Source organism: Spirochaeta thermophila DSM 6578, from assembly GCF_000184345.1.
Classification (GTDB): domain Bacteria; phylum Spirochaetota; class Spirochaetia; order Winmispirales; family Winmispiraceae; genus Winmispira; species Winmispira thermophila.
Window position 1 is genome coordinate 26102 of the sequence record NC_017583.1, and the last position, 21062, is coordinate 47163.

21 protein-coding genes are annotated in these 21062 nt (G+C 60.3%); 10 read left to right on the forward strand and 11 right to left on the reverse strand.

The window, feature by feature from the left end:
• The first annotated feature begins 58 nt into the window (after positions 1-58).
• Positions 59-853 carry a hypothetical protein gene (locus SPITH_RS00130; RefSeq protein ID WP_014623721.1) on the forward strand — a complete coding sequence of 265 codons (795 nt, stop codon included), beginning with the start codon at positions 59-61 and terminating at the stop codon, positions 851-853.
• Here SPITH_RS00130 and SPITH_RS00135 read toward each other — a convergent pair.
• The 6 genes from SPITH_RS00135 to SPITH_RS00160 form a co-directional block, all read right to left on the reverse strand.
• Positions 850-1452: a diacylglycerol/polyprenol kinase family protein gene (locus SPITH_RS00135; RefSeq protein ID WP_014623722.1), complete on the reverse strand. Its 603-nt coding sequence runs from the start codon at positions 1450-1452 to the stop codon at positions 850-852. The two genes, SPITH_RS00130 and SPITH_RS00135, sit on opposite strands and share 4 nt — an antisense overlap.
• Positions 1453-1615: 163 nt before the next feature.
• Positions 1616-2716 carry a 6-phosphofructokinase gene (locus SPITH_RS00140; RefSeq protein ID WP_014623723.1) on the reverse strand — a complete coding sequence of 367 codons (1101 nt, stop codon included), beginning with the start codon at positions 2714-2716 and terminating at the stop codon, positions 1616-1618.
• Positions 2713-3936 (reverse strand): HD domain-containing phosphohydrolase, encoded by a 1224-nt coding sequence (locus SPITH_RS00145; RefSeq protein WP_014623724.1) that lies wholly within the window; start codon positions 3934-3936, stop codon positions 2713-2715. The genes SPITH_RS00140 and SPITH_RS00145 overlap by 4 nt, the downstream gene beginning before the upstream one ends.
• Before the next feature lie 43 nt (positions 3937-3979).
• A complete protein-coding gene (locus tag SPITH_RS00150; RefSeq protein WP_014623725.1) occupies positions 3980-5356 on the reverse strand; it encodes a sodium/glutamate symporter family protein in 1377 nt (458 codons plus the stop codon).
• On the reverse strand, positions 5353-6534 hold the full coding sequence (locus tag SPITH_RS00155) for a lysophospholipid acyltransferase family protein (protein WP_014623726.1): 1182 nt from the start codon (positions 6532-6534) through the stop codon (positions 5353-5355). Before SPITH_RS00155 ends, SPITH_RS00150 begins: the two co-directional genes overlap by 4 nt.
• Positions 6531-7007, reverse strand: coding sequence for a flavodoxin family protein (locus SPITH_RS00160; RefSeq protein ID WP_014623727.1), 477 nt, complete (start codon positions 7005-7007; stop codon positions 6531-6533). Before SPITH_RS00160 ends, SPITH_RS00155 begins: the two co-directional genes overlap by 4 nt.
• Positions 7008-7080: 73 nt before the next feature.
• Here SPITH_RS00160 and SPITH_RS00165 point away from each other — a divergent pair, with 73 nt between their 5' ends.
• A complete protein-coding gene (locus tag SPITH_RS00165) occupies positions 7081-8475 on the forward strand; it encodes a glycosyltransferase family 4 protein (RefSeq protein WP_014623728.1) in 1395 nt (464 codons plus the stop codon).
• On the opposite strand, the gene lgt is transcribed toward SPITH_RS00165, so the two are convergent.
• The 4 genes from lgt to SPITH_RS00185 are packed head-to-tail and all read right to left on the reverse strand — an operon-like array spanning position 8463 to position 13993.
• Positions 8463-9437: a prolipoprotein diacylglyceryl transferase gene (lgt, locus tag SPITH_RS00170; RefSeq protein WP_014623729.1), complete on the reverse strand. Its 975-nt coding sequence runs from the start codon at positions 9435-9437 to the stop codon at positions 8463-8465. The two genes, SPITH_RS00165 and lgt, sit on opposite strands and share 13 nt — an antisense overlap.
• 22 nt (positions 9438-9459) lie before the next feature.
• Positions 9460-12426: a flagellar assembly protein A gene (locus SPITH_RS00175; protein WP_014623730.1), complete on the reverse strand. Its 2967-nt coding sequence runs from the start codon at positions 12424-12426 to the stop codon at positions 9460-9462.
• An 8-nt stretch (positions 12427-12434) separates the two neighbouring features.
• A complete protein-coding gene (locus SPITH_RS00180; RefSeq protein ID WP_014623731.1) occupies positions 12435-13589 on the reverse strand; it encodes a P-loop NTPase in 1155 nt (384 codons plus the stop codon).
• Complete coding sequence (locus SPITH_RS00185; RefSeq protein WP_041623937.1) at positions 13571-13993, reverse strand: hypothetical protein; 423 nt, start codon at positions 13991-13993, stop codon at positions 13571-13573. The genes SPITH_RS00180 and SPITH_RS00185 overlap by 19 nt, the downstream gene beginning before the upstream one ends.
• A gap of 113 nt (positions 13994-14106) precedes the next feature.
• Between SPITH_RS00185 and SPITH_RS00190 the strand changes: the two genes are divergently transcribed.
• From SPITH_RS00190 to SPITH_RS00205, 4 genes are read left to right on the forward strand one after another with little or no spacing between them, the layout of a single operon-like run.
• The gene (locus SPITH_RS00190) at positions 14107-15513 is read left to right on the forward strand and encodes a S41 family peptidase (protein ID WP_041624106.1); all 1407 of its coding nucleotides are present in this window, start codon (positions 14107-14109) and stop codon (positions 15511-15513) included.
• A complete protein-coding gene (locus SPITH_RS00195) occupies positions 15513-15908 on the forward strand; it encodes a secondary thiamine-phosphate synthase enzyme YjbQ (protein WP_014623734.1) in 396 nt (131 codons plus the stop codon). Before SPITH_RS00190 ends, SPITH_RS00195 begins: the two co-directional genes overlap by 1 nt.
• A 24-nt stretch (positions 15909-15932) precedes the next feature.
• On the forward strand, positions 15933-16709 hold the full coding sequence (locus SPITH_RS00200; RefSeq protein ID WP_014623735.1) for a WecB/TagA/CpsF family glycosyltransferase: 777 nt from the start codon (positions 15933-15935) through the stop codon (positions 16707-16709).
• Between the two features lie 16 nt (positions 16710-16725).
• Positions 16726-17838, forward strand: coding sequence for a sigma-54-dependent Fis family transcriptional regulator (locus tag SPITH_RS00205; RefSeq protein WP_245523406.1), 1113 nt, complete (start codon positions 16726-16728; stop codon positions 17836-17838).
• Here the strand turns inward: SPITH_RS00205 and SPITH_RS00210 are convergent, their stop codons facing one another.
• The gene (locus tag SPITH_RS00210) at positions 17839-18300 is read right to left on the reverse strand and encodes a hypothetical protein (protein WP_014623737.1); all 462 of its coding nucleotides are present in this window, start codon (positions 18298-18300) and stop codon (positions 17839-17841) included.
• 54 nt (positions 18301-18354) lie between these two features.
• On the opposite strand from SPITH_RS00210, the gene SPITH_RS00215 reads away from it, so the two are divergent.
• The 4 genes from SPITH_RS00215 to SPITH_RS00230 all read left to right on the forward strand — a co-directional run bounded on the left by SPITH_RS00215 (position 18355) and on the right by SPITH_RS00230 (position 21061).
• Positions 18355-19095, forward strand: a complete 741-nt coding sequence (locus tag SPITH_RS00215) for an SDR family NAD(P)-dependent oxidoreductase (RefSeq protein ID WP_014623738.1) — start codon at positions 18355-18357, stop codon at positions 19093-19095.
• 88 nt (positions 19096-19183) lie between these two features.
• Positions 19184-19735 (forward strand): STAS domain-containing protein, encoded by a 552-nt coding sequence (locus tag SPITH_RS00220; protein ID WP_013312862.1) that lies wholly within the window; start codon positions 19184-19186, stop codon positions 19733-19735.
• Between the two features lie 11 nt (positions 19736-19746).
• A complete protein-coding gene (locus SPITH_RS00225) occupies positions 19747-20442 on the forward strand; it encodes a PspA/IM30 family protein (protein ID WP_014623739.1) in 696 nt (231 codons plus the stop codon).
• Positions 20423-21061 (forward strand): response regulator transcription factor, encoded by a 639-nt coding sequence (locus SPITH_RS00230; RefSeq protein ID WP_014623740.1) that lies wholly within the window; start codon positions 20423-20425, stop codon positions 21059-21061. The genes SPITH_RS00225 and SPITH_RS00230 overlap by 20 nt, the downstream gene beginning before the upstream one ends.
• Position 21062: the final 1 nt, after the last annotated feature.

The window sequence follows — 21062 nt, forward strand, 5'->3', positions numbered from 1 at the left end:
TCGAACCCTCTTCCTGTTACTATAGTGTTTTCGTGACAAAAAGTATATCATCTTTTCGATGACGCTTCAGCAGAGGAATATCGTGATCACAGGAGCCCAGATCGCCCTCGCGGCGGTGTTCCTGGTCTCTGTTTCGATCGCCGTACGGGTACGGGGGCTCGAAGGTGTTCCCGGCGGGGATGAGGCCCTGCCGATCCTCCTCTCGGCGCTCCTGCTCTCGTTGAGCGGATTCATCGGACTGCAGGTGGTGCGGTATCTCTTCGCACGTTCGGTTTCCCCCGAGATCTATTTTTTCCTCCTGTTCCTTTTCTCGGTGGGGATGGGGGGAGTGAAGGCGCTCGCCTGGTATGCCCATCGGACGGGAGGGCCCCTTTTCCTCCAGGTCTTCGCGGTGAGGATCCTCTACTGGAGCTACTTCTTCGCCCTTGCGAGCCTGGGCGCGGCATCCCTCTATGCCCTTGGGTTTCCGTATCCCAGGGTGGGACGGCTTTCCCTGGGTATCGGACTTGCCGGCGCCCTTCTCGCCTGGACGCTTCCCCTCTCCAATACACACTTTCTCGCGTACGCGGGCCTCTTCCCCCCTCTCGACCTCCCGTCGTACGGTCTCCTCGTCGGCATGCTCACGATGGGCACGCTCGCGGGTTTTTTGACCGCATATCTCGTCCATGCCCCGCGGCCCCTCCTCCAGGGGACGACGGGGGCGTTTTCCATGGTGGCCGGGTATACGGTGGTCTTCTACGGGTGGTTCGAGGAAGGAGGACTGCTCCTCGGCCTCTTCTTTCTCATCACGGGGATGGTCCTCTACGGGAGGGAGCACTACAGGGTCACGGTGACAGGCGCGCCTCGTCTCTAGGACGAGAAGAAGATGCTCGCGATGAGCCCGGTTCCCACGGGAAGGAGTATGTTGTCGAGATCGTCCACCGGGACGAGTTCCAGGAGCGTGGCGCTCAGCGCGATGGCCGCTGCTTCCCCGGGATGGCGGGTGAGGGGAAAGGCTGCCGCATACACGGCGAGGAAGCACGCGAAGGCTCCGGTTATGGTCTTGCCGCCGGTGCCGGGGATCCTGGGACCTCCGAGGCTCCGTCCCATGAGGCTTGCGAATCCGTCACCGAAGGCCAGGGCATAGATGGCGATGGTAGCCGCTGGTGCAGGATAGAGGAGGAGGGCCAGCATGGCGCCGAGTCCGAGGGTCACCGGACCAAGGACGAAGCGGTCCCTGTCCCTCTCCCGCGAGGCCCACTCGGTGATGAGGGAGATGAGACCTACTCTCCTTCCGGAGATGCGGAGGGCCTCCGCAAGGGTGTAGACCGTCACCCCGAGGGCCAGGAGGATGATGGTAGGAAGGGCACCGAGGATGTTCGCCACTCCGGGAGAGAGGGCGATGGACATGTGAAGGGACTTCCTCAATACTTCCTGTTGTACCGGCCGATCGAGTACGTACTGGTTGATCATCTTCTCTCCTCGGGGAAGAATCTGCAATAATCGTGCCATGGAAGGGAGAGAGGCTGGAGATGTTATCTTTTTTTTAAACAAGTAATTGTCGGGTCGTTGCGCAGAGGGATGGATCGGAGGGGCCCTTGTGTATCTTTTTGTATACGGAGGGCTTCAAAAAATACTACACGCCGTCGCCGAAACAGGTGCCCACCGCACGGGCCGTGTCGATGAGGGGATGGTCGGGGGGGACGGTCTTCAGTTTTTCCGCCACCTCTCCGAGCGGGATGGCGACCACCTCTCCGTCCCGCAGGGCCACCATCTTCCCGTAGTCGCCTCGATAGAGGAGTTCCGCGGCCGCGGTCCCGAACCTGGTGGCGAGAAGCCGATCGTAGGGTGAAGGCGTCCCTCCGCGCTGGAGATAGCCGAGCACGGTGACGCGGGTCTCCATACCGGTGGCTTCCTGGATGAGGTGGGCCACCTCGTAGCCCTTGGTGGGGAAGCGGTTCTTCTTGCGCCTCTTTTTCCTCTCTTCTTTTGACATGAGCGACTCTTCGCGCGAGAGGGCCCCTTCCGCGACCACGACGATGGAGAATTCCTTTCCTCGTTGCTGTCGGGTCTGGAGGTGGTGGACGATGTGAGCCAGGTCGTAGGGGATCTCGGGGATGAGGATGATATCCCCGCCCCCTGCGATCCCTGCATAGAGGGCGAGCCATCCTGCCTTGTGGCCCATGACTTCGATCACCATGACCCGATTGTGCGCGTGGGCCGTGGAGTGAAGGCGATCGATGGCCTCGGTGGCGATGTCGACGGCACTGTGGAAGCCGAAGGTGACGTCGGTGCCCCAGATGTCGTTGTCGATGGTCTTGGGAAGTCCGATGACGTTGAGACCCGCCTGTTGGAGGAGGTGGGCGGTCTTGTGCGTGCCGTTGCCTCCCAGGACCACCAGACAGTCGAGGTGGAGTTTGTGGTAGTTCTCGATGATGGCTTCCACTTTCCGGCTCCCCGCTTCGGAATCCTTCTCTCCAGGATCGGGTTTGAAGGGTTTCTCCCGGGAAGTCCCGAGGATGGTCCCGCCCCTCGTGAGGATGCCGTCGAAGTCCCGAGGATGAAGGAGCCGTGCGTCCCCCTCTATGAGTCCGCGGTATCCGTGGGAGATGCCGATGATGCTCATGCCGTACCGCCAGTAGGCTGCCTTGGTGACGCCTCGAATGGCGGCGTTGAGTCCGGGGCAGTCGCCCCCACTCGTGAGGATCCCGAAGGTGCGGGTCGCGGGACGTTTCATGAGGCCTCCCTCACGGGGTCGGGGTAACGCTTCCTGATCTGTTGGATGTTGGGATGGATGGAGAGGAAGGTCTCCACGAGCGAGGGGTCGAAGGCTGTGCCCGCGAGACGTTGGATTTCTTCGAGGGCCTTCTCCTCTTCCCAGGCCTCCTTGTAGCAGCGCCGGCAGGTGAGGGCGTCGTAGGTGTCGGCGATGGCCACGATCCTCCCGAGGAGGGGGATCTCCTCTCCCGCGAGTGCCCGCCGGGTCTCGAGTCTGAGTTCTCCGGTGGCGGGGTCGAGGACCCCTGGATACCCGGTCCCGTCCCAGCGCTCATGGTGCGTGAGCGCGATCTCGAAAGCAGCCTGGTCGAACTCCGAGGCTCGATCGATGAAGAGTTCTCCACCTCTCCACGTGTGTGTCTCCATCACGCTCCGTTCCTCGGATGTGAGGGGACCGGGTTTCTTGAGGATGCTGTCGGGTACCGCTACCTTGCCTGCATCGTGGAGCATGGCGCTCATCCTCAGAATGTCACGGGTGTGGATCACTTCCTGGAGGGGGAAGGAGTGAGAGATGGCCCACGCTTCGTAGAGTTCGACGGCATAGGCGGCCACGCGGTTGACGTGGGCACCCGTCTCGTGCGGATCCCTCATCTGGGCCATGCGGATCATCCTGAGGATGATCTGTCGCATCATGCGGGCCTGCTGGAGTGAGTAAGAGGCGGCGAGACAGAGCTCTGAGACCGCCTCGAGATCCACCCGGGTGAAGGTTCGGATCCTGCCCGCGGTGTCCTTGGCGTTGATGAGCTGGAGGACGCCCAGGAGGTCACGTTGCGGGGTGAGGAGGGGGATGGTGAGCGTGGAGACGGTTCTGTAGCCGGCCACCTTGTCCATGGTGGCTTCGAACCGGTAGGGGGCCTCGGGAGAGAGCTGGTAGACGTCCTCTATGATGAGGGGTTCCCGGGTGAGCGCCACGTATCCTGCGATGCTCTTCGCACTGATGGGGAGGGCGAATATCTCGTAGATGAGCTTGCGGCCGGGAGGGAGGTTCTTTTCCAGGGTTTCGTTCTGGGAGTAGGCGATCTTCAGGGCGTTTCCTTCTCTCAGATAGATGGACCCGGCGTCGGCGCCGGTGATGGTCCGGGCGTGCCGCAGTATGGTCTCGAGGAGCATGTCGAGATCCTTGAGATGAAGGAGGGAGAGCCCTCTCTCCTCGGTGGAGGGCTGCGGCTCGGGGTTCATGATTCCTCCCTCCTTCGATTATGAGTCGGAAGGGATGCCTTGCTCAAGGGGTGCGACGGGTGCGGGCTGCGTTCCGGAAGGTGAAGGCGAGGAGTCCTGCGAAATAGAGGACGAGTATGGCCATGGTGATCCAGTAGAGCGAGGGGGTCCCCGTGAGGTAGCCGTAGACCGGAAGGTTGAGGACGAGGAGGAGGGGGAGGCCCATGACGAGGCCCACGCCGCTTCCGAAGACGAGGTTCTCGGCGGCGTGGGAGGAGAAGAGGGGATCCACTTCCCGGATGAGGGCGAGGCCGGTCGAGATGGTGCCGGTGATGTTGCCGTAGACCGCGGTGGCGTTCTCCTTCCAGTGGTGGTGGTAGATGCGTCGTCCCACAAACAGGCTGAAGAGCACGGTGGCGAGTCCTCCTGTGGTGGTGATGAGGAGGATGGGGAGGAGGTTGGCGGTGAAGACGTCGAGGGAGATGGCGACGATGGAGGCGGTGATCATGTAGTCGAAGGCCCCTGCGGAGATGCGGGAGAGGAGATAGGTGTTGGGGTAGGTGCGATGCATGAGGCCCTTCCGTTTGAAGAGGTTGAAGAGGAGGCGGAGTCCTATGGCGTAGAGGGAACCGACGATGAAGTGGAAGCCCCAGAGGAGCTGGGAGAAGGTCTGCCCGAAGGTTCCTGTGCCTTCGAGCAGGAGTTCGACGCCCTTGAGGGTAAGGTAGGTGGCGAGATAGACGAAGCCGATGAGGGCGCCCTGTATGCTGAGGCGGTCGATGGATTCGGTGAGGGGGATGTCGCCCGGTGCGTCGTATTCGACCACCTCGCCCGGAAGGTGGGGGCTTTCCTCGTCGTCGGGTGCGGCCTTGCGGGCTTTCTTTCCGAAGAGGATGTTGAGGACCACGATCCCGCCGAGACAGGCCCAGAGGAAACCGATGGTGGCGACGGAGAGGCCGATGTTCCCGCCGTGCGGGAAGCCAAGGGCTTCCCAGCGGGAGCCTATGGAGTAGGCCTGGCCGGGACCTTGTCCGAATCCCAGGGGGAGGAGGAGGCCGAACGCGGGAAAGAGGTGGGGGATGAAGGGAAGGAGGAGGAGGGTGAGGCCCAGGCCGATGATGCCCTGGAGGAGGTAGCCGGAGACGATGAAGGCGCCGGTGCGTACGATGGTGGGCATGTCACGCTGTGTGCGTTCCTTGAGGGCGAGGGCGATGAATCCGATGGCCATGAGGTGGTAGACGTAGGTCCCGAGGCGTGCCTCCGGGATCTCGATGAGAGCGAGGAGGTCCCTGCCCAGGAGGAGGCCGATGAAGCCGGCGATGAGGGCGTTGGGGAAGAGGAGCTTCCTCAGGAGGGGGACCTTTCGCTTGAGCAAGGTGGCGGTCAGGAGGAGGAGGGAGAGGACTGCGAAGTCCATGGGGAGGGTCCAATCCATGTTCATGGGTGCTCCTTGAGAAGGTGTAGTGAGAAGTACCAAAGGTACGCCGAAGTGCGGGGGTCATGGAAGGCTATGCGGTGGAGGGTCGGGCCCAGGAGGAATTCGAGGCGTTCGTGCTTCTGGATGTTGAGCCCGCGTATGCGATCGAGGGGAAACGTATGGTTCCCCGAGGGGGTGGTGAGTCGAAGGTGTGTCCGGTGGAGGGAGAGGGTCCCGGAGGAGAGGAGGCGGGGGCGGGTGCGGAGAGGGCCGGTGAGAAGGGATGCGGGTGCGGAGAGGATGGGGGAGTGCTCCGGGAGGGACGAGAGAAGGGAGGGGTATGTCCCTCGCTGCCATGTGTTCCATTCCTTCATGGTGGTGAAGGGGATGGGGCCGTGGAGGAATCCGAAGGGATCGACCTGGATTGCGAGACCGCAGACGGTGCACGAGAGGGTGTGGAGCGAGGAGCGGAGGGTCCCGTGCGAAAGGCAGGAGGGGCAGAGGAAGAGGGTGCGCTCGAGGTACTCGGCCCGTGGACCCAAGAGGGGGAGGGGCTCCTGCTTCTGGGCCTCCCATTCGTCGTGGGCGAGGCGGGAGGCGAGGAGGTCCTCCACGGCAGGGGGAGAAAGGGTGGTGAGGTCGTCCGGGGAAAGGGGAGTGTGGAATTGCACGGAGACGGGTCCCCGGACGGCGCGTCGGCGCCACCTCCCCGCGGCGAGGAACGCACCTCGGATGGTGGCCGTGATCACGGGGACGCGGAGGGCCTGGACGAGGCGGGCGGTGCCGGGCGTGAGGGGGAGGGTCGTCCCGTCCCAGGTGGCGTGCCCCTCCGGGAAGAGGGAGATGATGCGACGGTCTCGTCGTGCCTGGAAGATGCCGCGCAGCGTTCCCGTGTCGGCTACCTGCTTGGTGATGGGGATGATGTCCATGAGGGCGAAGAGCATGTGGGAGAGTGGGGTGCGGATGAGGGAGTCGGAGGCCACGAAGCGGATGAGGGAGGGAGCGAAGAGGTTGACGAACACGGGGTCGAGATTGGAGGCATGGTTCGCGAGGATGAGGAACGGGGGATCGAGTGCCGAGAGATTCTCGAGGCCCTCACCGGAGAGATGGAAGAACCATCCGATTCCTCGACCGAGGGTCTTGAGCACAGGGAATATGAGGCTTGCCCTGAGCGAAGAGGAGGTGAGACGGAGGCCTCTCATCGGAAGGTCTCCGCCCAGGAGAGGATGGCCTGTTCCCGATCTTCCGACGGCATCTCCTCTCTGAAGCCGGCGATGCTCACCACCCGGTTCTCATGGTGCTCGAGGAGACGCACCCCTTCCTCAAGCGCCTTGCCGGGGTTCCCGGCGTACGAACAGAAGATGGCGCACCGCCTGTGGTGGATCGTACCGGAGGAGAGGAGACTCCTCATGGGGGAAGGGAGATGCCCGGCCCACACCGGGAATCCCAGTATCACCGTGTCGTAGAGGGAAGGATCCTTGCCGAGAGGGTTGAGTGGCGGTCGTCTCCTGAAGATGGACTGATACCCTCCGAGGAGGTAGAGCCTCCATCCCCGTGGGGGGAGTGGATGCCGGAGCGAGATCCGCTCGATGTCGCATGAGAGATTGCTCCTGAGTATTTCCACGATCTCGTGTGTGGTTCCCGTGTGCGAATAGTAGACGATGAGAGTACTCATGACCTCACTTCATCAACGGGGTTTTTTCTAGTATAAAAAACTAAGATCGTTTTTTCCAGAAAAGGAGAGTCGCATGGACTCGTTTCGGATAGGGTTCGTGAGCGGAAAACTGGGTGATGTAGATGGGGTATCCTTGGAGGTGGAAAAGTGGATCAATGTGCTCCAAGACATGGGACATGAGGTCGTGACGATCGCGGGAAAGTATCGCGCCCCTCTCACGCTCATCCCCGAAGAACACCAGGTGGTGTTTCCCGAGATCAGGTTCGACTCTCCCTCTCAGCGGCACTACGAGCGTATCTTTTTCCCGTATCTCAACAAGGTGCCGGTATACCTGACCGAGGAGAAGCTCAAGGGTTACGTGGAGGAGTGCATCAGGGAGGGGCTCGAGGTGGGTGAACACCTCTTCGAGAAGGTGAAGGACTTCGATCTGGATGTGCTCATCGCTGAGAACACCAACGCCATGCCCATGACCCTCCTGGGAGGCGTGGCGGTCCACCATGTGGCCACCGAAAAGCGGGTGGCTACGATCTTCCACCATCACGACTTCTGGTGGGAGCGCAGCAGGTTCAGCAACAACCGGATAGAGACCTTTCTCAACAGGATCATGCCTCCTTCGGATATAGGGCTCGAGCACGTGGTGATTTCCTCCTATGCGGCCCACATCCTCACCTCCATCAAGAGGGTTTCCCCCCATGTGGTACCCAACTGCGAGGACTTCGATCATCCGGTGGTCCTCGATGACTACAACAGTGATTTCAGACAGGAGCTGGGATTCTCCGAGCGGGATGTCCTCGTCGTACAGCCCACTCGCATCGTTCGCAGGAAGCGTATCGAGGATTCGATCCGTCTCATCGCGGCACTCCTCCGGGCCTATCCCGATCTGAGGGGGAGGGTGCACTACATCATCTCTCTGTATCAGGGGGATGAACCCGACGTGGATTACGTGGATCAGATAAAAGCCCTCGCCGAGAGGGAGGGGATCCCCCTCCATCTCATCGCGGAGAGGGTGAGTGCGGTGCGGGGGCGTGATGCGGAGGGGAGAAAGCTCTATACCAACCGGGACGTGCTGGTGAATGCCGACCTCGTCACCTACCTTCCTCTCTGGGAAGGTTTCGGGAACGCGCTCCTCGAGGCTGTCGCGGCCCGGGTGCCGGTGGTCACCACCACCTATCTGGTCTACAAGACCGACATCAAGCTTCCGGGGATGCGCCTCATCGAGGTTCGTGATCGATATGATGAAGACGGGAGGCTCATCATTCCTGATCAGACATTGGAGGAGATCCACCACGTGCTCACGCATCCCGAGGAGAGGAAGGTTCGGGTGGAGGAGACATTCCAGGTGGCGCGGGCGGAATTCGGTCTCCACACCTTGAGGAAGCGCCTCGAAAGGGTCTTCGAGCTCTACGGTGATGAGATCCGGGCTTCCAGGAAGCGTCTGAGAAAGGCGAAGCGCCTCTACTCGGTGTGAGACGCCGTTCCCTTCCGGCTTGTTCGACCCGTTATGCGTGGAAGGACGAGGAGGAGGATCACCCCTGCGAGGATCATGAAGAAGGAAAGGATCTGTCCGGTGGTGAAATTGAAAAGAGAGAGGAGAAGGTGTGGGTTCGCCTTGGAGGGCTCGAGCATGATGGGGAATCCTATCCCGGCATCCGGTTGTCTGAAGTACTCCAGCACGAACCGGAAGCCGCCGTATCCTATGAGGTACCAGGCGAGCACGGCCCCCTTGAACGGACGCCGCGGACGCACGAGAAACCAGAGGAGCGCCCAGAGCACGATCCCTTCGAAGAGAGCCTCGTAGAGCTGGGAAGGATGGCGTGGGAGGTTCACGAGCACGTTGCTTGAAGGGAGGGGAAAGCCCGTCCTCTGGGCGAACTCCTGGACCCATGATTCCTTCGCCGGGAAGCGTTCTGCTTCGGGAAAGATCATGGCCCACGGGAGGGCGCTCACCCTGCCGTAGAGCTCACCGTTGATGAAGTTACCGAGCCTTCCGAAGGTGTAACCCAAGGGGATGGAGGCCGTGAGCATGTCCCCCCATTCGAGCACGTCTTTTTTGTGTCGTAGGCAATAGAGGAGCACTCCGAGTGTTCCCCCGATGAGCCCGCCGTGGTAACTCATGCCTCTCAGACCCACGAAACGACCGTGTTCATCGAACGGCCAGAAGATGAGGAGGGGATTCCTCAGGTACGTGCCGCTGGGATCGTAGACCAGTGCGGCGAATATTCGGGCGCCGAGGAGGAGTCCCACGATTCCCCAGAAGAAGAAATTGAGAAGCTCGTCCGTGGTGACCGGTAGTCTGCGTTCTCGCACCTGGTAGGCCATGAGCACATAGGCCACGGCAAAGGCTACGAGGTACATGAGGCTGTACCATCTGAAAGGCAGACCGGGGATGATCTCGGGACTCAGCCAGGAGGGATAGAAGACGTAAGCCATGGGATCTCCTTTCCTTCCTCGATTATGAAGAGGCAAGGGGTTTGATTTCAATACGGCCCGATTGAGGGTCGAAGGTGATACGGACGGCTTTCTGGGGACTCCTGATTTCGTGAATCCTTCCGTGCGATTCTATCACCACGCCGGGGTGAATGGTGCCATGGACGATGATGGAGGAGTCGAAGTGCTGCTCGAACCGTTCCCTGAGCGTGAAAAGGCGGAAGGAACGTTTCTCCATGACTTTGAGGAGTCGGAATTTGCGTGCGTGGAGTTCCTGGCGTTTCCCCGGATTACCGTTTCGGGCGAGTCGTTGTATCTCATTGTCGAGCTGTACGATCTGTTGCTTGAGCTTGGTGATCTCCTGCTCCTCTATCTCGATCTGGTCTTCGATGAGGTAGTCCTGTCCGAAGGAAACCTCTGTACGCAGGCCTTTCTCGGAGCCGAGGGTTCCCACCTCCACCCCCAGCCTGCTCTTCACCTTCCCTCCCAGGAGGACTCCCTTCTCGGGTCCCACCAGGAGTCTGCCGTTGCATTTCACCAGACTCCTGTAGCAGGCCGTGCCGAGGTGGATGTCGCCTACGGCGAGGAGACGGGTGTGTTCTGCGAACCGGGCGCTTATGTCCTCCTTGGCCCTCACCACCGCCTTGCCTCCCCCCTTTATGCCCTGTTTGATGATCACGCTTTTCCCTGCCGAGAGAAGGGCCGCTTCCACGCCCTCTTCCACCAGGATCGATCCGGTGGTGATCACATAGAACCCACTCCTCACGGATCCCTTGACCGTGATGTCGCCGGTGAGCCGCAGATTTCCGGTGGAGAGGTCGACATCGCCTTTTATCACCTGACGCGAGAGGATGTCGATCCTGCCCCCCACATACGAGAGCACCCCGCGTTGAGTGGAGAGGAGGAGCGTGGTGCCGTCTTCCTGGGGTTCTTCCCTCACTCCCTCCCCTGTCGTGATCTCGGACGGTCTGGTTTGCAGTGGCTTGCGGACTCTCCCCCTCAGGTCCCATCCCTCTTCCGGGAGCTGGGCCGGGGGAAAGATCCTCGCGATGGGCTGCCCCTCGTCCACCACGGTGTAGCGGTCCTGCTCCTTGAAGTTGACCTGCCCCGAGGGGCCTTCCTTGAACGGCTTCCCCGACGGGAGGGGGACGAGGAACTCTATCCTCCTCTGTCCTCCTGCCACCGGTTCCTTCCCCCGTGCGACGACCACCCTTCTCACCTCCCCCTCTTCCTGAGCGCGCTGCAGGGCCTCCTTCACGAGACCTTCGTCCACTCCCTTTACCACCCCTTCTTCACGGATCGCCTTCAGGATGTCCTCGAAGGTGAGCTTTCGCCCCGTGCCCACTCCCTCTTCCAGGGTGAGGTAGGCCTCCATGTCGTCCGGGCTCGTCTCCACCAGGATGCGGGCGTCGCGATGGGGGCGGACCCTGAGGTGGAGGACTCCGTCCTTTTCCCCCTGTTCCATGATCCCCTGGATGGTGGCGATGAGGAGGTTGCCCTTTTCTTCGATGTTCTCGTGGATCACGAGGGGAGGGGTGTCTCCCGGGAGTCCCGGTATCTGGTTCCCGAAGACGTCGGTTCCGGGTTGTCCCGGGGTTGCGGGGCTGATGAGGAAGATGGGCTGGTCCTTTTCCACATAGGCCAGCTTTTCCACCTCCTGGAGGGAGAACTCCACGATGGAAGGGATGCCCTTGTATGCCTCGACCACGGCGGCGGTCTTCTCCTTGATCGCCTTCGCTTCCTCATCGGGGAGGTAGTGCACCGAGGGTTCGAGGGTGCGGTCCGCCCCCTTCTGGGGGGGAGTTCCCTTCACCAGGACGTAGTCCTTGAGCTCGAGCTCAGGGCTGTGGTAGAAGGCGAGGATATCTTCTCCTATCTTTTTGTAATCGAGGGGTTTGAGTCCGCTCTCCTTGATGGCCTTCCCCACCTCCTTGAGGTTGAGAGGTTTCCCCTTTCCCGTACCTTTCCGTATGGTGAGGGTGGCGAGGAGCTTGTCCTCCGATATGTCTATGGAGAAGGAGGCATCCCGGTCTTCGGAGATGGGGACCCGTTCCAGCGGCGACCTGCGAACGATCGCGAGGCGGATCATTTCCTGGATCTCCTCCGGGGAGAGGAGGCGCTCCTCGGGATACCCCAGGGACACGGCTTTCTGGATGATGAGTGAGACATCGGGAAACTGAGCGTCTTCGGTGCCGGGGTAAAGGGAGAGGAAACAGGAGGCCTTGTCCGGAGACAGTTCCACCTCCCACCTGTGGGGCCGGAAGGGGATGATGTCCGCCCAGTTCCTCCCCACCCGGAGTATCCCCGTGGTGAGGGCGATCAGTTCGTTCCTCTCCCTCCGGATGCCTTCACCGGGATAGAACGAGGGATCGGCGAGTACTGTGGGCGGGATCTCCTCTCCGAAGATGTCCTGTCCCGGGAGGCCCGGGACCGCGGGAGATACGACCCCCAGTTTCTTCCCCTCTTCCACGTAGAAGGTAGAGCGCACGGTGGGGTCCACATAGACCTTTTCCCTCCTCGTCTTCTTGTGCGTGACGGTGATCTTCTCCTTTTTGGGGGGCAGGAAGGGGAGTGCCGCCTTTTTCAGGACTTCCTTTTCTTCTTTTACCGTCTCCTGCAGTTCCCTGTAGATCTCGGGAGGGGGTGCCTTGGCGAGGACCTTTTCGATGTCTTTCTCCATCTCGGAGGGGACGGAAAGATCTTTCGCCCAGGTGACGGTCTCGGGCACGGGTTTTTCCGGAGGGATGCCTTCCAGGAGGGTGAGTGTGACGATGTGATCGTTGCTCTGGGCGATTCTCCTGAGGGCCTCCCGGAGGCGTTGTTCGGGTACCTTTCCCTCGAGTCCGTGCTGTTCGAGGACTTCTTTGAGGGTTGCGACGTTCCAGAGGGGATCCCCGTCTTCCCCCTTGGTGAAGACGAGAGAGACCCTGAGTCTCTGTTCGTCTATCGTGATCTGCGCCTTGCCTGTGACGGTCAGCTTCTGTGTGGTCATACGCAGGTCTATTCCCCTCGGGTTTCAGGGAGGAATCCGTTCTGCATCGCCTTTACGAGCTGGGCTTTGAGGAATTGGTTCTCCTTCCTCAGTCTGTTGATCTCCAGCTGCTGCATCTTCACGGTCTCCACCAGGTCTCCCATGGTGAGGGTTCCGGTGTGGAGAAGCTCTTCCACGTATTCCATCTTGTTCTCGAAGTCGATCTGGGCTTCCACATCGGCTTCCTGGAAGGATTCGTCTATCTCCTCGATGTCGAGGAGCGATGTCTCCTCTTCACCTATCTGGAGGAGTTTGTCGGCGATGCGATAGACGGCCTGGGAAAGGACCGAATCCGGTTTGTAGACGAGTATGGGAAGTTTGGAGGAGAGGGCGATGTCCTGGAGGTCGTCTCTGTAGATGATGCCAAGGTGTTCGATGTCGATGCCCAGGTATTGCTGGCAGGATCGTCTGAGGCGTTGGGCCCTCACGGTGTCCTGGGGTTGCTCGAGCATGTTGAGGATGAGTCGTGGGTGGAATGAGGAGAGGGACCGGGTGAATTGTTCGTAGCTTTCCGGATCCACTTCCTTGATGAGTTCGGCGAGTTTCGGGAGGTAGAGTTCCTGGAAGGCCTTTCCCTCTTTCTCGAGCCTCTTGAGATAGTGGTAGCCTTCGCTTCCTCTCTTGCAGGAGAGATAGAGGAGTCTGAAGATCACGTTTTTGAGGAAAAGATAGGCATTCACCGTGGCGGTCGGCGTGGGGGTGGTCACGATGATGCCGTTGTTGGACATCAGGAAGAAGTCCAGGGTGTTGATGTGTGTTCCCGCCCCCAGATCGATGATGAGGTAGTCCGCATGAAGCTTCCTGAGGTGTGAGAGGATCTTCTTCTTCTGTCCGGCGGTGAGGTTCGCGACGCCAGGGATCTCGGCATCCCCGGGAACGAATCTCAGCCGTTCGTATTGGGTGGGACGTACGATGTCCTGGAAGGAGAGGCCCGGCGTGGTGAGGAAGCTACCGATGCCGCGGGGGGCGGGGATGCCCAGCATGAGGTGCAGGTTCGATCCTCCCAGATCGAGGTCCACCAGGACCACCTCTTTGCCCGCCTGGGCGAGGGCGATGGCGAGGTTTGTCGCGATGAGAGATTTTCCCACACCTCCTTTACCACTGGCTATGGGGAAGATGTGCATGGCTCATCCTTTTCCTGTAGGGGGGTGGTTCCGTGAGGCGGAGGGACGGAAGACCGATCGAGGAGAAGCCCCAGAAAGATGAGAGCGTCTATGCCGGTGGTGGCGATGACGAAGAGCGGGGGGATCACGGGGCTGGAGAGGAGAGTGGAGAGGAAGAGGGCGAGGCCCATGAGGACCTGCAGGAGTTTCCCTGAGAGGTGGAGTCGTCTCGCGCCCTGCGCGGGGCGTTCGAAGAGGGAGGCGAAGGCCTGGAGGGCGAGGAGGAGGGCCGGGCCGCTGAGCCAGAGGAGGATCAACGCCCTCCCCGCTTCGATGCGCACCGGGGCTTGGAGGATCAGAAAGAGAAAGGCGAAACGGATCATTTCCCACAACGCGGCAAAGAGAAAGAAAATTTTTCGCATCATCACCTTCTAGTCTAAAAGGGGGTGGTATGTGGGTCAAGTGAGGATTCCTCGAGTTGACAAAACGGGAGGTATTTCTGAGAATAGACTTCACACAGGCGCTCAAGGTGGTGATGATGAAAAAAGGGGATGTCCGACTGCGGGGGATATGGTGGGGAGGATTCCTCCTCCTCTTCGGGTTCCTGATGTCCCTTGTATGGGCGGACGGGCTCTTTGCTCTCGACCGTTCGACGGATCAACTCCTCTCTCTCTTCGAGACGGTCTTTTCCTATGTACAGGATCACTATGTGGAAGAGCCTGATCCTGAGGTTCTTCTGGAAGGAGCTCTGGAAGGGCTCTTCGAGAGCCTGGATGATCCATACTCCGAGTATCTTTCAGAGGAAGAGCTCCGCGATCTCTCCGACACCACCCGAGGGGAGTTCGGAGGTATAGGCCTCTATATCGCCAAAGAGACCTCGAACGGCGGGGATGCGGGCTATGTGGATGTGGTCGCTCCCATCGAAGGCACTCCGGCCTACCGCGCGGGCATCCTGGCCGGGGACAAGATCATAGGGATAGAAGGGGAGTCCACGATGGATCTCTCCATCGACGAGGTCCTCTCCCGCCTGAGGGGTGAGCCCGGCACGCAGGTGACCATCACCATCAAGAGGGGGGGCGACTATGTGTTCGATGTGACCCTCACCCGTGCGATCATCCAGGTGCCCACGGTGCGCTACGAGTTCCTTCCCGAGCACAAGGTGGGTATCCTCAGGATCATCCAGTTCACTCCGCACACTCCGGAGAAGGTTGAGGAGGCCATCTCCGCGTTCAAGGAACAGGGGTATCGGGGACTCCTCATCGATGTACGCTCCAATCCAGGAGGGCTCCTCGATTCGGTCCTCGAGATCACGGATTTCTTCTTCAGAGAAGGGATCATGCTCAGGGAGGAGGGGCGGACTTCCGAGGCTACACGCACCTATTATGCCACCGGAGATCTTTTGGTGGACGAGGATATCCCTGTGGTGGTCTTGGTGAACAGGGGGACGGCCTCGGCGGCCGAAATCCTCTCCGGCGTGCTCAAGGACAGGGGGAGGGGAACGCTGGTCGGAGAGACGACCTACGGAAAAGGGTCCGTTCAGCAGGTGCAGTTGCTTCCCAGAGGAGGTTTCCGTCTCACGGTTGCCCGTTACTATACGCCCAGTGGGGTGGTGATCGACAAGCATGGGATCGAGCCGGATGTGACGGTGGAGGAGGAGACCTTCACCGAGGACCAGATGGCCCTCTACGGAGAACTCCTCTCTTCCGGGAGGATCACGGAGTTCGTGGTGTCTCATGACGTGGTCCCCTCCGAGGAGGCGATCCGGAGTTTCATCTCCCGGCTGGCGTCGGAACGACCGGAATACGATCCCGAGATCCTGAGACGTCTCATCCATGCCGAGGTGGTGAGGCGTTCGACGCATCCTCCACTCTATGATCCGGACTACGACAGGGTGATGCAGGAGGGGATGCGCATCCTCCTCGGGCTGATGGGAGGCGAGACCTGATGGAACGGATCTCAGTGCGTACCGGAGAGAGGGTTCAGGTAGTGCTCATCACGCGGGAGGTCCAGGAGATCGTCGCCCGCTCGGGTGTCGAGGAGGGGATCTGTGTGGTCTATTCGCCTCACACTACGGCGGGAATAACGATAAACGAGGCGGCGGATCCTTCTGTGATACGGGACTTCCTCATGGAGACAGGCAGGATCGTGCCTTTCCAGGACGGTTATGCTCACGCCGAGGGAAACTCCGCGGCTCATATCAAAACGTCGCTCGTCGGTCCTTCGGTGACGATCCCTGTGGAAGGAGGAGCCCTCACCCTGGGTACCTGGCAGGGAATCTATTTCTGTGAGTTCGACGGGCCGCGCACCCGGAAGGTGTTCGTCCAGATCATCGGTCGCTGATGCTTTGGGGGAATTGGGGGGATCATGACAGCTGCGACGAACATACCTTGGAAGAAGAGGATCCGTATCCTGGGCATCCCCGTGGATCGTGTGGAGGATGCGGATCTCGAGCGGGTGTTCCATCACTTCCTCCTCGATGGGCGGCTCCACCATATCGTGTTCGCACGGCGTTCGGATTGCATGCGTGCCCGCTGTTCGAAGCGGAAGCGACGGATACTGGAAGAAGCATCTCTCGTCCTGCCTCTTGATCGTTCGCTCGTGTGGGCGGCTCGACGGCTCCACCAGGAGGCCCCTGTGAGGTACCTTCCTTTTTCCTTCATCGTCCGGCTGCTGCGTTTCCTGGAGGAGAAGGGAGAACGGGTGTACCTCCTTGGAGAGAGCCCACAGGATATCCTCACCATCGAGCGGAATATCCGGGAGACGTTCCCCGGTCTTCGTGTGGTGGGACGTTACCACGGCAACTTCCCAAAGGATGTGGAGGACACGATCCTCACCGCGGTGAAGAAGGCCACGCCGGCCCTCATCCTGATAGGGAGCGGTATTCGCGGTGGGGATGAGTGGGTGTCGCAACACAGGGCGGAACTTCCCCCTGCCATGGTGATCGTACATCCCGAGACGATGCAGGTCTTCGCGGGGAGAAGGAAGAGGGTGTCTCCTGAGGAGTTCTACGGGCGCATTCCCCCGCTGAAGGGATTCGTCCTCAACCCCCTCCGGATCCTGAAGGTGTTCTATTATCTTTGGTTCGGTTTTCTGGTGATGGTGTACAAGGTGTTCGGTTTAAACAAGTCGCGAGATGATTAAAGTAGCGCTTATAGATATGAAGGGAGGGAGCGAGGACTTTTTCAGGCTCCTCCTTCCGGAAGATGTCTCCATGGTTCTGCTGGATGAGACCGCAGTGAAGGTGCGGCTCGGTGATGAGAGACCGGATGCGGTGATCCTTGTCCATGGTGCGGGAGATGAATGGCAGGGGATCGCGAGAACACTGGTGGATGTCTGCCCCCATATTCCCCTCGTCCTCTGCTCTCCCGACCCGTCCCCCCACACGGTGGTGAGGGGGATGGACCTGGGTGCCGTGGACTATCTCCCTTTCCCTCCTGAAAGGGAAGCCCTTCATCGTGCACTTCAGCGGGCACTTCGGTGCAAAGGCTACTCCTCTTCGGGCGTGGGGGACAGGTCTCCGCTCGAGCGTCTGGTGGGCAAGAGCGAGTCGATCGTGAAGATCCGGGAATATGTGCCCTTGGTGGCCCGGGTGAAGGAGACCGTGCTCATCCAGGGCGCGACGGGGACGGGCAAGGAACTCGTGGCCCGGATCCTCCACGATCTCTCTCCCAGGAGGGAGATGCCTTTTGTGGCGGTCAATTGTGGTGCACTTCCTCCCTCTCTCATCGAAGCAGAACTCTTCGGTACCGAGGAGGGGGCCTACACCGATGCGCGGAGGCGGCCGGGTCTTTTTGAGCAGGCTGACAACGGGACGCTCTTCCTCGACGAGGTGGGAGAGCTTCCGGCGGACCTGCAGGTGAAGTTCCTCCGTGTCCTGGAGGAGGGGCGAGTCGTGAGGGTGGGCGGACATCGCTCGATCCGGGTGGATGTGCGTGTGGTGTGCGCCACCCACAGGGATCTGGCGGGGGAGGTGAAGCGGGGGCGGTTCCGGGCGGACCTCTTCTACCGGATCAATGTGCTGAAGATCTCGATTCCCCCCCTCACCGATCGCAAGGAGGATATCCCCCTTCTCGCCTCGTATTTCACCCGGATGCTCGCGGACCAGTACGGATGCTCGCCCAGGATCTCGTCCGGGGCCATGGACCGCCTTCTCTCGTACGACTGGCCGGGTAACGTGAGGGAACTGAAAAACGTGCTCACGCGGGCCGTGCTCGAGGCGAGGTTCAGGGGGCTCGAGATGATCACCCCCGATCTGGTGAGATTCGAGTAGTCATCTGATCACCCTCACCGCTTTCGCGAGGAGCACCGGGACAGGGGTCCCGTCCGGGGAGGAGTCCACGTCGATGAGCCTGCACAGGACGATGACCCTCCTCCTCTCGATGAGGCTCTCGGGGAGGATGGGATCCCTCCTCGAGAGGGGTATCCTCGATCGGAACTCCGCACCCCTGAGGATGACGTCCGCGCGGTAGAGGGCCACCTCCTCCTCCGAGAGCCATGCGCCCGAGACGAGTTCCATCTGGGCGGTGAAGGACTCTCCTTCCTCGGGATGTAGGACCTTCACGGAGCCTATGATACCATCGAGGACGAGGTAGAACCCTGATATCTCCTCTTTTCCCTCGGGAAGGGTCTCGATGAGCTCTTCGAGGGTGAGGTCGAAGAGCACACCCCCGACAGGGTCGTATGCCCACAGGAAGGTTCCGAGCATCATGTACAGGAGGAACAGTCGCTTCATGTCGTTCACCCGCTCTCTATGTCATGATAGGATAGTGGCGTGAGGAGGTCAAGCGTGCGGAAGGATCGGAAAGACCTCGGCGGAAAGAGGGCTCTGGTGGTCGGAGGATCCGGAGGGATCGGGCGAGGGGTGAGTCTCATGCTCGCAGAGGAGGGTGCGTCCGTCGTCGTCCATGGAGGACACGACGAGGCACGGCTCGAGGAGACGCGTGCCTTGTGTGCGCGCACTGCCGAACAGGTGGACGGATTCCTGTGTCCCTTTGACCAGCGGGAGGTATTCCTCAGGGAGGTGGCATCCCGCCTCCCGTTCGACATCGTGGTGTGGTGTGCCGGACCGGTGGAGTACGTGGGCCTCGGGCAGGCATCCCTGGAGGTGTGGGAACGGATGGTCCGGGGAAACCTCGTACTACCCGGGGCCGTGGTGGGCATGGTGGCGGGACTGATGGCGGAGCGGGGACATGGCCGTATCGTCCTTTTCGGGGGGCCAGGGAGCGACGCACTGAGGGGGTATACCTCCATCACGCCGTATGCGGCAGCGAAGGCAGGGCTCGGAGTGCTCGCGAAGTCGGTGGCGGTGGTCTACGGGAGTTCGAACGTGGCCTGCAATGTGATCTGTCCCGGTGTCGTGTTCACCGAGTACACCTCTCGGGAGGAGCGGGAACGCTGGCGAAAGGTCCCAGAGGCGCGTATCGCCTCGTCGGAAGAGGTGGTGGACCTCGTCCGCTATCTGGTGAAAATGCCTACTCCTCTTGTAAATGGGGCGGTGATTTCTGCCGATAAGGGACTTAGATTGTGATCCTCGGAGGGGATGCGGATTTGACAAACCATACATAGACTTATATTATGTAGGTATAGTCACATGAAGCAAAAAGCGAGGTTCGGGAATGGCAAATAACGACATCATCCCAGGATTCGACGAGGAGAAGGATGAAAGCCTCAAGATACGTCTTCAGAAGGTCGACTCGGTGCCTGGGTGTCTCATCCTGTTTCTTACGGGCTACATAGATACGTATAATTCGAATTTTTTCCAGAAGAAGGTCACCAGGGCGATCGAACAAGGATACATCCGTCTCATCTTCCACTGCGGCGGGCTCAACTATGTCTCCAGTACCGGTATAGGGTCGTTCACCGCGTTCCTCAAGGCCGTGAAGCCCAGGGGGGGAGACATCGTGCTCCTCGAAATCCAGCCGAAGGTGTACGAAGTCTTCCAGCTCCTCGGATTCTCCCAGTTCTTCACCATAAAGGACAATCTCGAAGAGGCGGTCGCCCACTTCTCCGAAGGGGGGCAGAAGGTACAAACCGAGATCTTCCCCAAGATCTTCAAGTGTCCCATCTGTTCGAAGAAGTTGAAGGCCACGCGTCCTGGGCGCTTTCGTTGTTCGGAGTGTAAGACGATCCTCGCCATAGACAACAACGGCCAGGTCTTCCTGGGATAGGGAGGAAGGGTATGGGCTTCTTTCAGCGCCTCGTGAGGGCCGTGAAGGCTCAATTCAATGCCCTTCTCAAGCGTATCGAGGATCCCGAGAAGCTTCTCGATCAACTCCTCCTCGACATGAACAAGCAGCTCCTCGAGGCGAAGCGCTCGGTTGCCCAGGCCCTCGCGGATGAGAAGAGGCTGGAGAAGAGGGTGTCCGAATACGCAGCTCAGGTCGACGACTGGGAGCAGAAGGCCGTGACCGCCCTCAAGGCCGGCAGGGAGGATCTGGCGAAGCAGGCTCTGGTGAAGAAGGCTGAGCTTCTCGAGGTGCTCGAGCAGTACCGAAAGAGCCATGAGGAGCAGCACGCCACGGTGGAGAAGCTGAAGGCCTCGCTCCGAGACCTCCAGGACAGGATTGAGGACGCGAGGAGGAAGAGGAACATCCTCATCGCACGAGCGAAACGGGTCCAGGCCCAGAAACGTCTGCAGGAGACCATAAAGGGGCTCTCTGATACCTCTGCCTTTGCCGCGTTCGAGGAACTCGAGAAGAGAGTCGAGGAGCTGGAGGCCGAGGCCGAAGCCACCGAGGCCCTCGAGGTGGAAGATACGACCCTGTCGCTTGAGGAACAGATAAGGAAGCTCGAGAAACCGGAGGACAAGGCGGACGTCCTCCTCGAGGATCTCAAGAAACGACTGGGGCTTCCGCATGATTCCTCGGGGTCGTGAGATACCCATTGGCGTGTTCCTCCCCGACGCTGATGTGAGGTACTACTTCTGGCTGGACTACAAGGACTTCCCCCATCCCCAGAAGGAGGACATCGTCATACTGGAAGATGTCGAAGAGGCGAAGTGCTGCCAGGTGGTCTCCCTCCCCTGGAAGGATTTTCTTTCCATATCCCTCGAGACCGGAGAAGGGGGACCGGTGTGGATCCCCTATGGTCCGGCCGACTATGTTGCCCAGGCGTTCGCCCTCGGGTGCGGAGACTACTTGAAGGAACCCTGGAGCGTCGGAGAGCTTCTGGTACGGGCCCGACGTTTTCTTCCCCAGCGGGTGGTGTTGCGAGGAAAGGTCTGTGAGTACCACAATGGAGTCCTCAGACGGGAGGGGAAGGAGGTGCGTCTCACTCCCGTTCAAGGGCATCTCTTCTCCCTCCTGGTGCGGCACAGGGGGAAACCCCTCGGGAGGGAGGCGCTCTCCCATGCCGTGGGCATGAGGAACGGATCGTCCCGGGCCGTGGATATGCACGTCTCCCTGTTGAGGAAGAAACTGGCCGAACTCGATCTGGAGGGTGTGCTCGTTTCCGTGATCAGAAAGGGCTACATGCTGATCGACGAGGATCGATGAA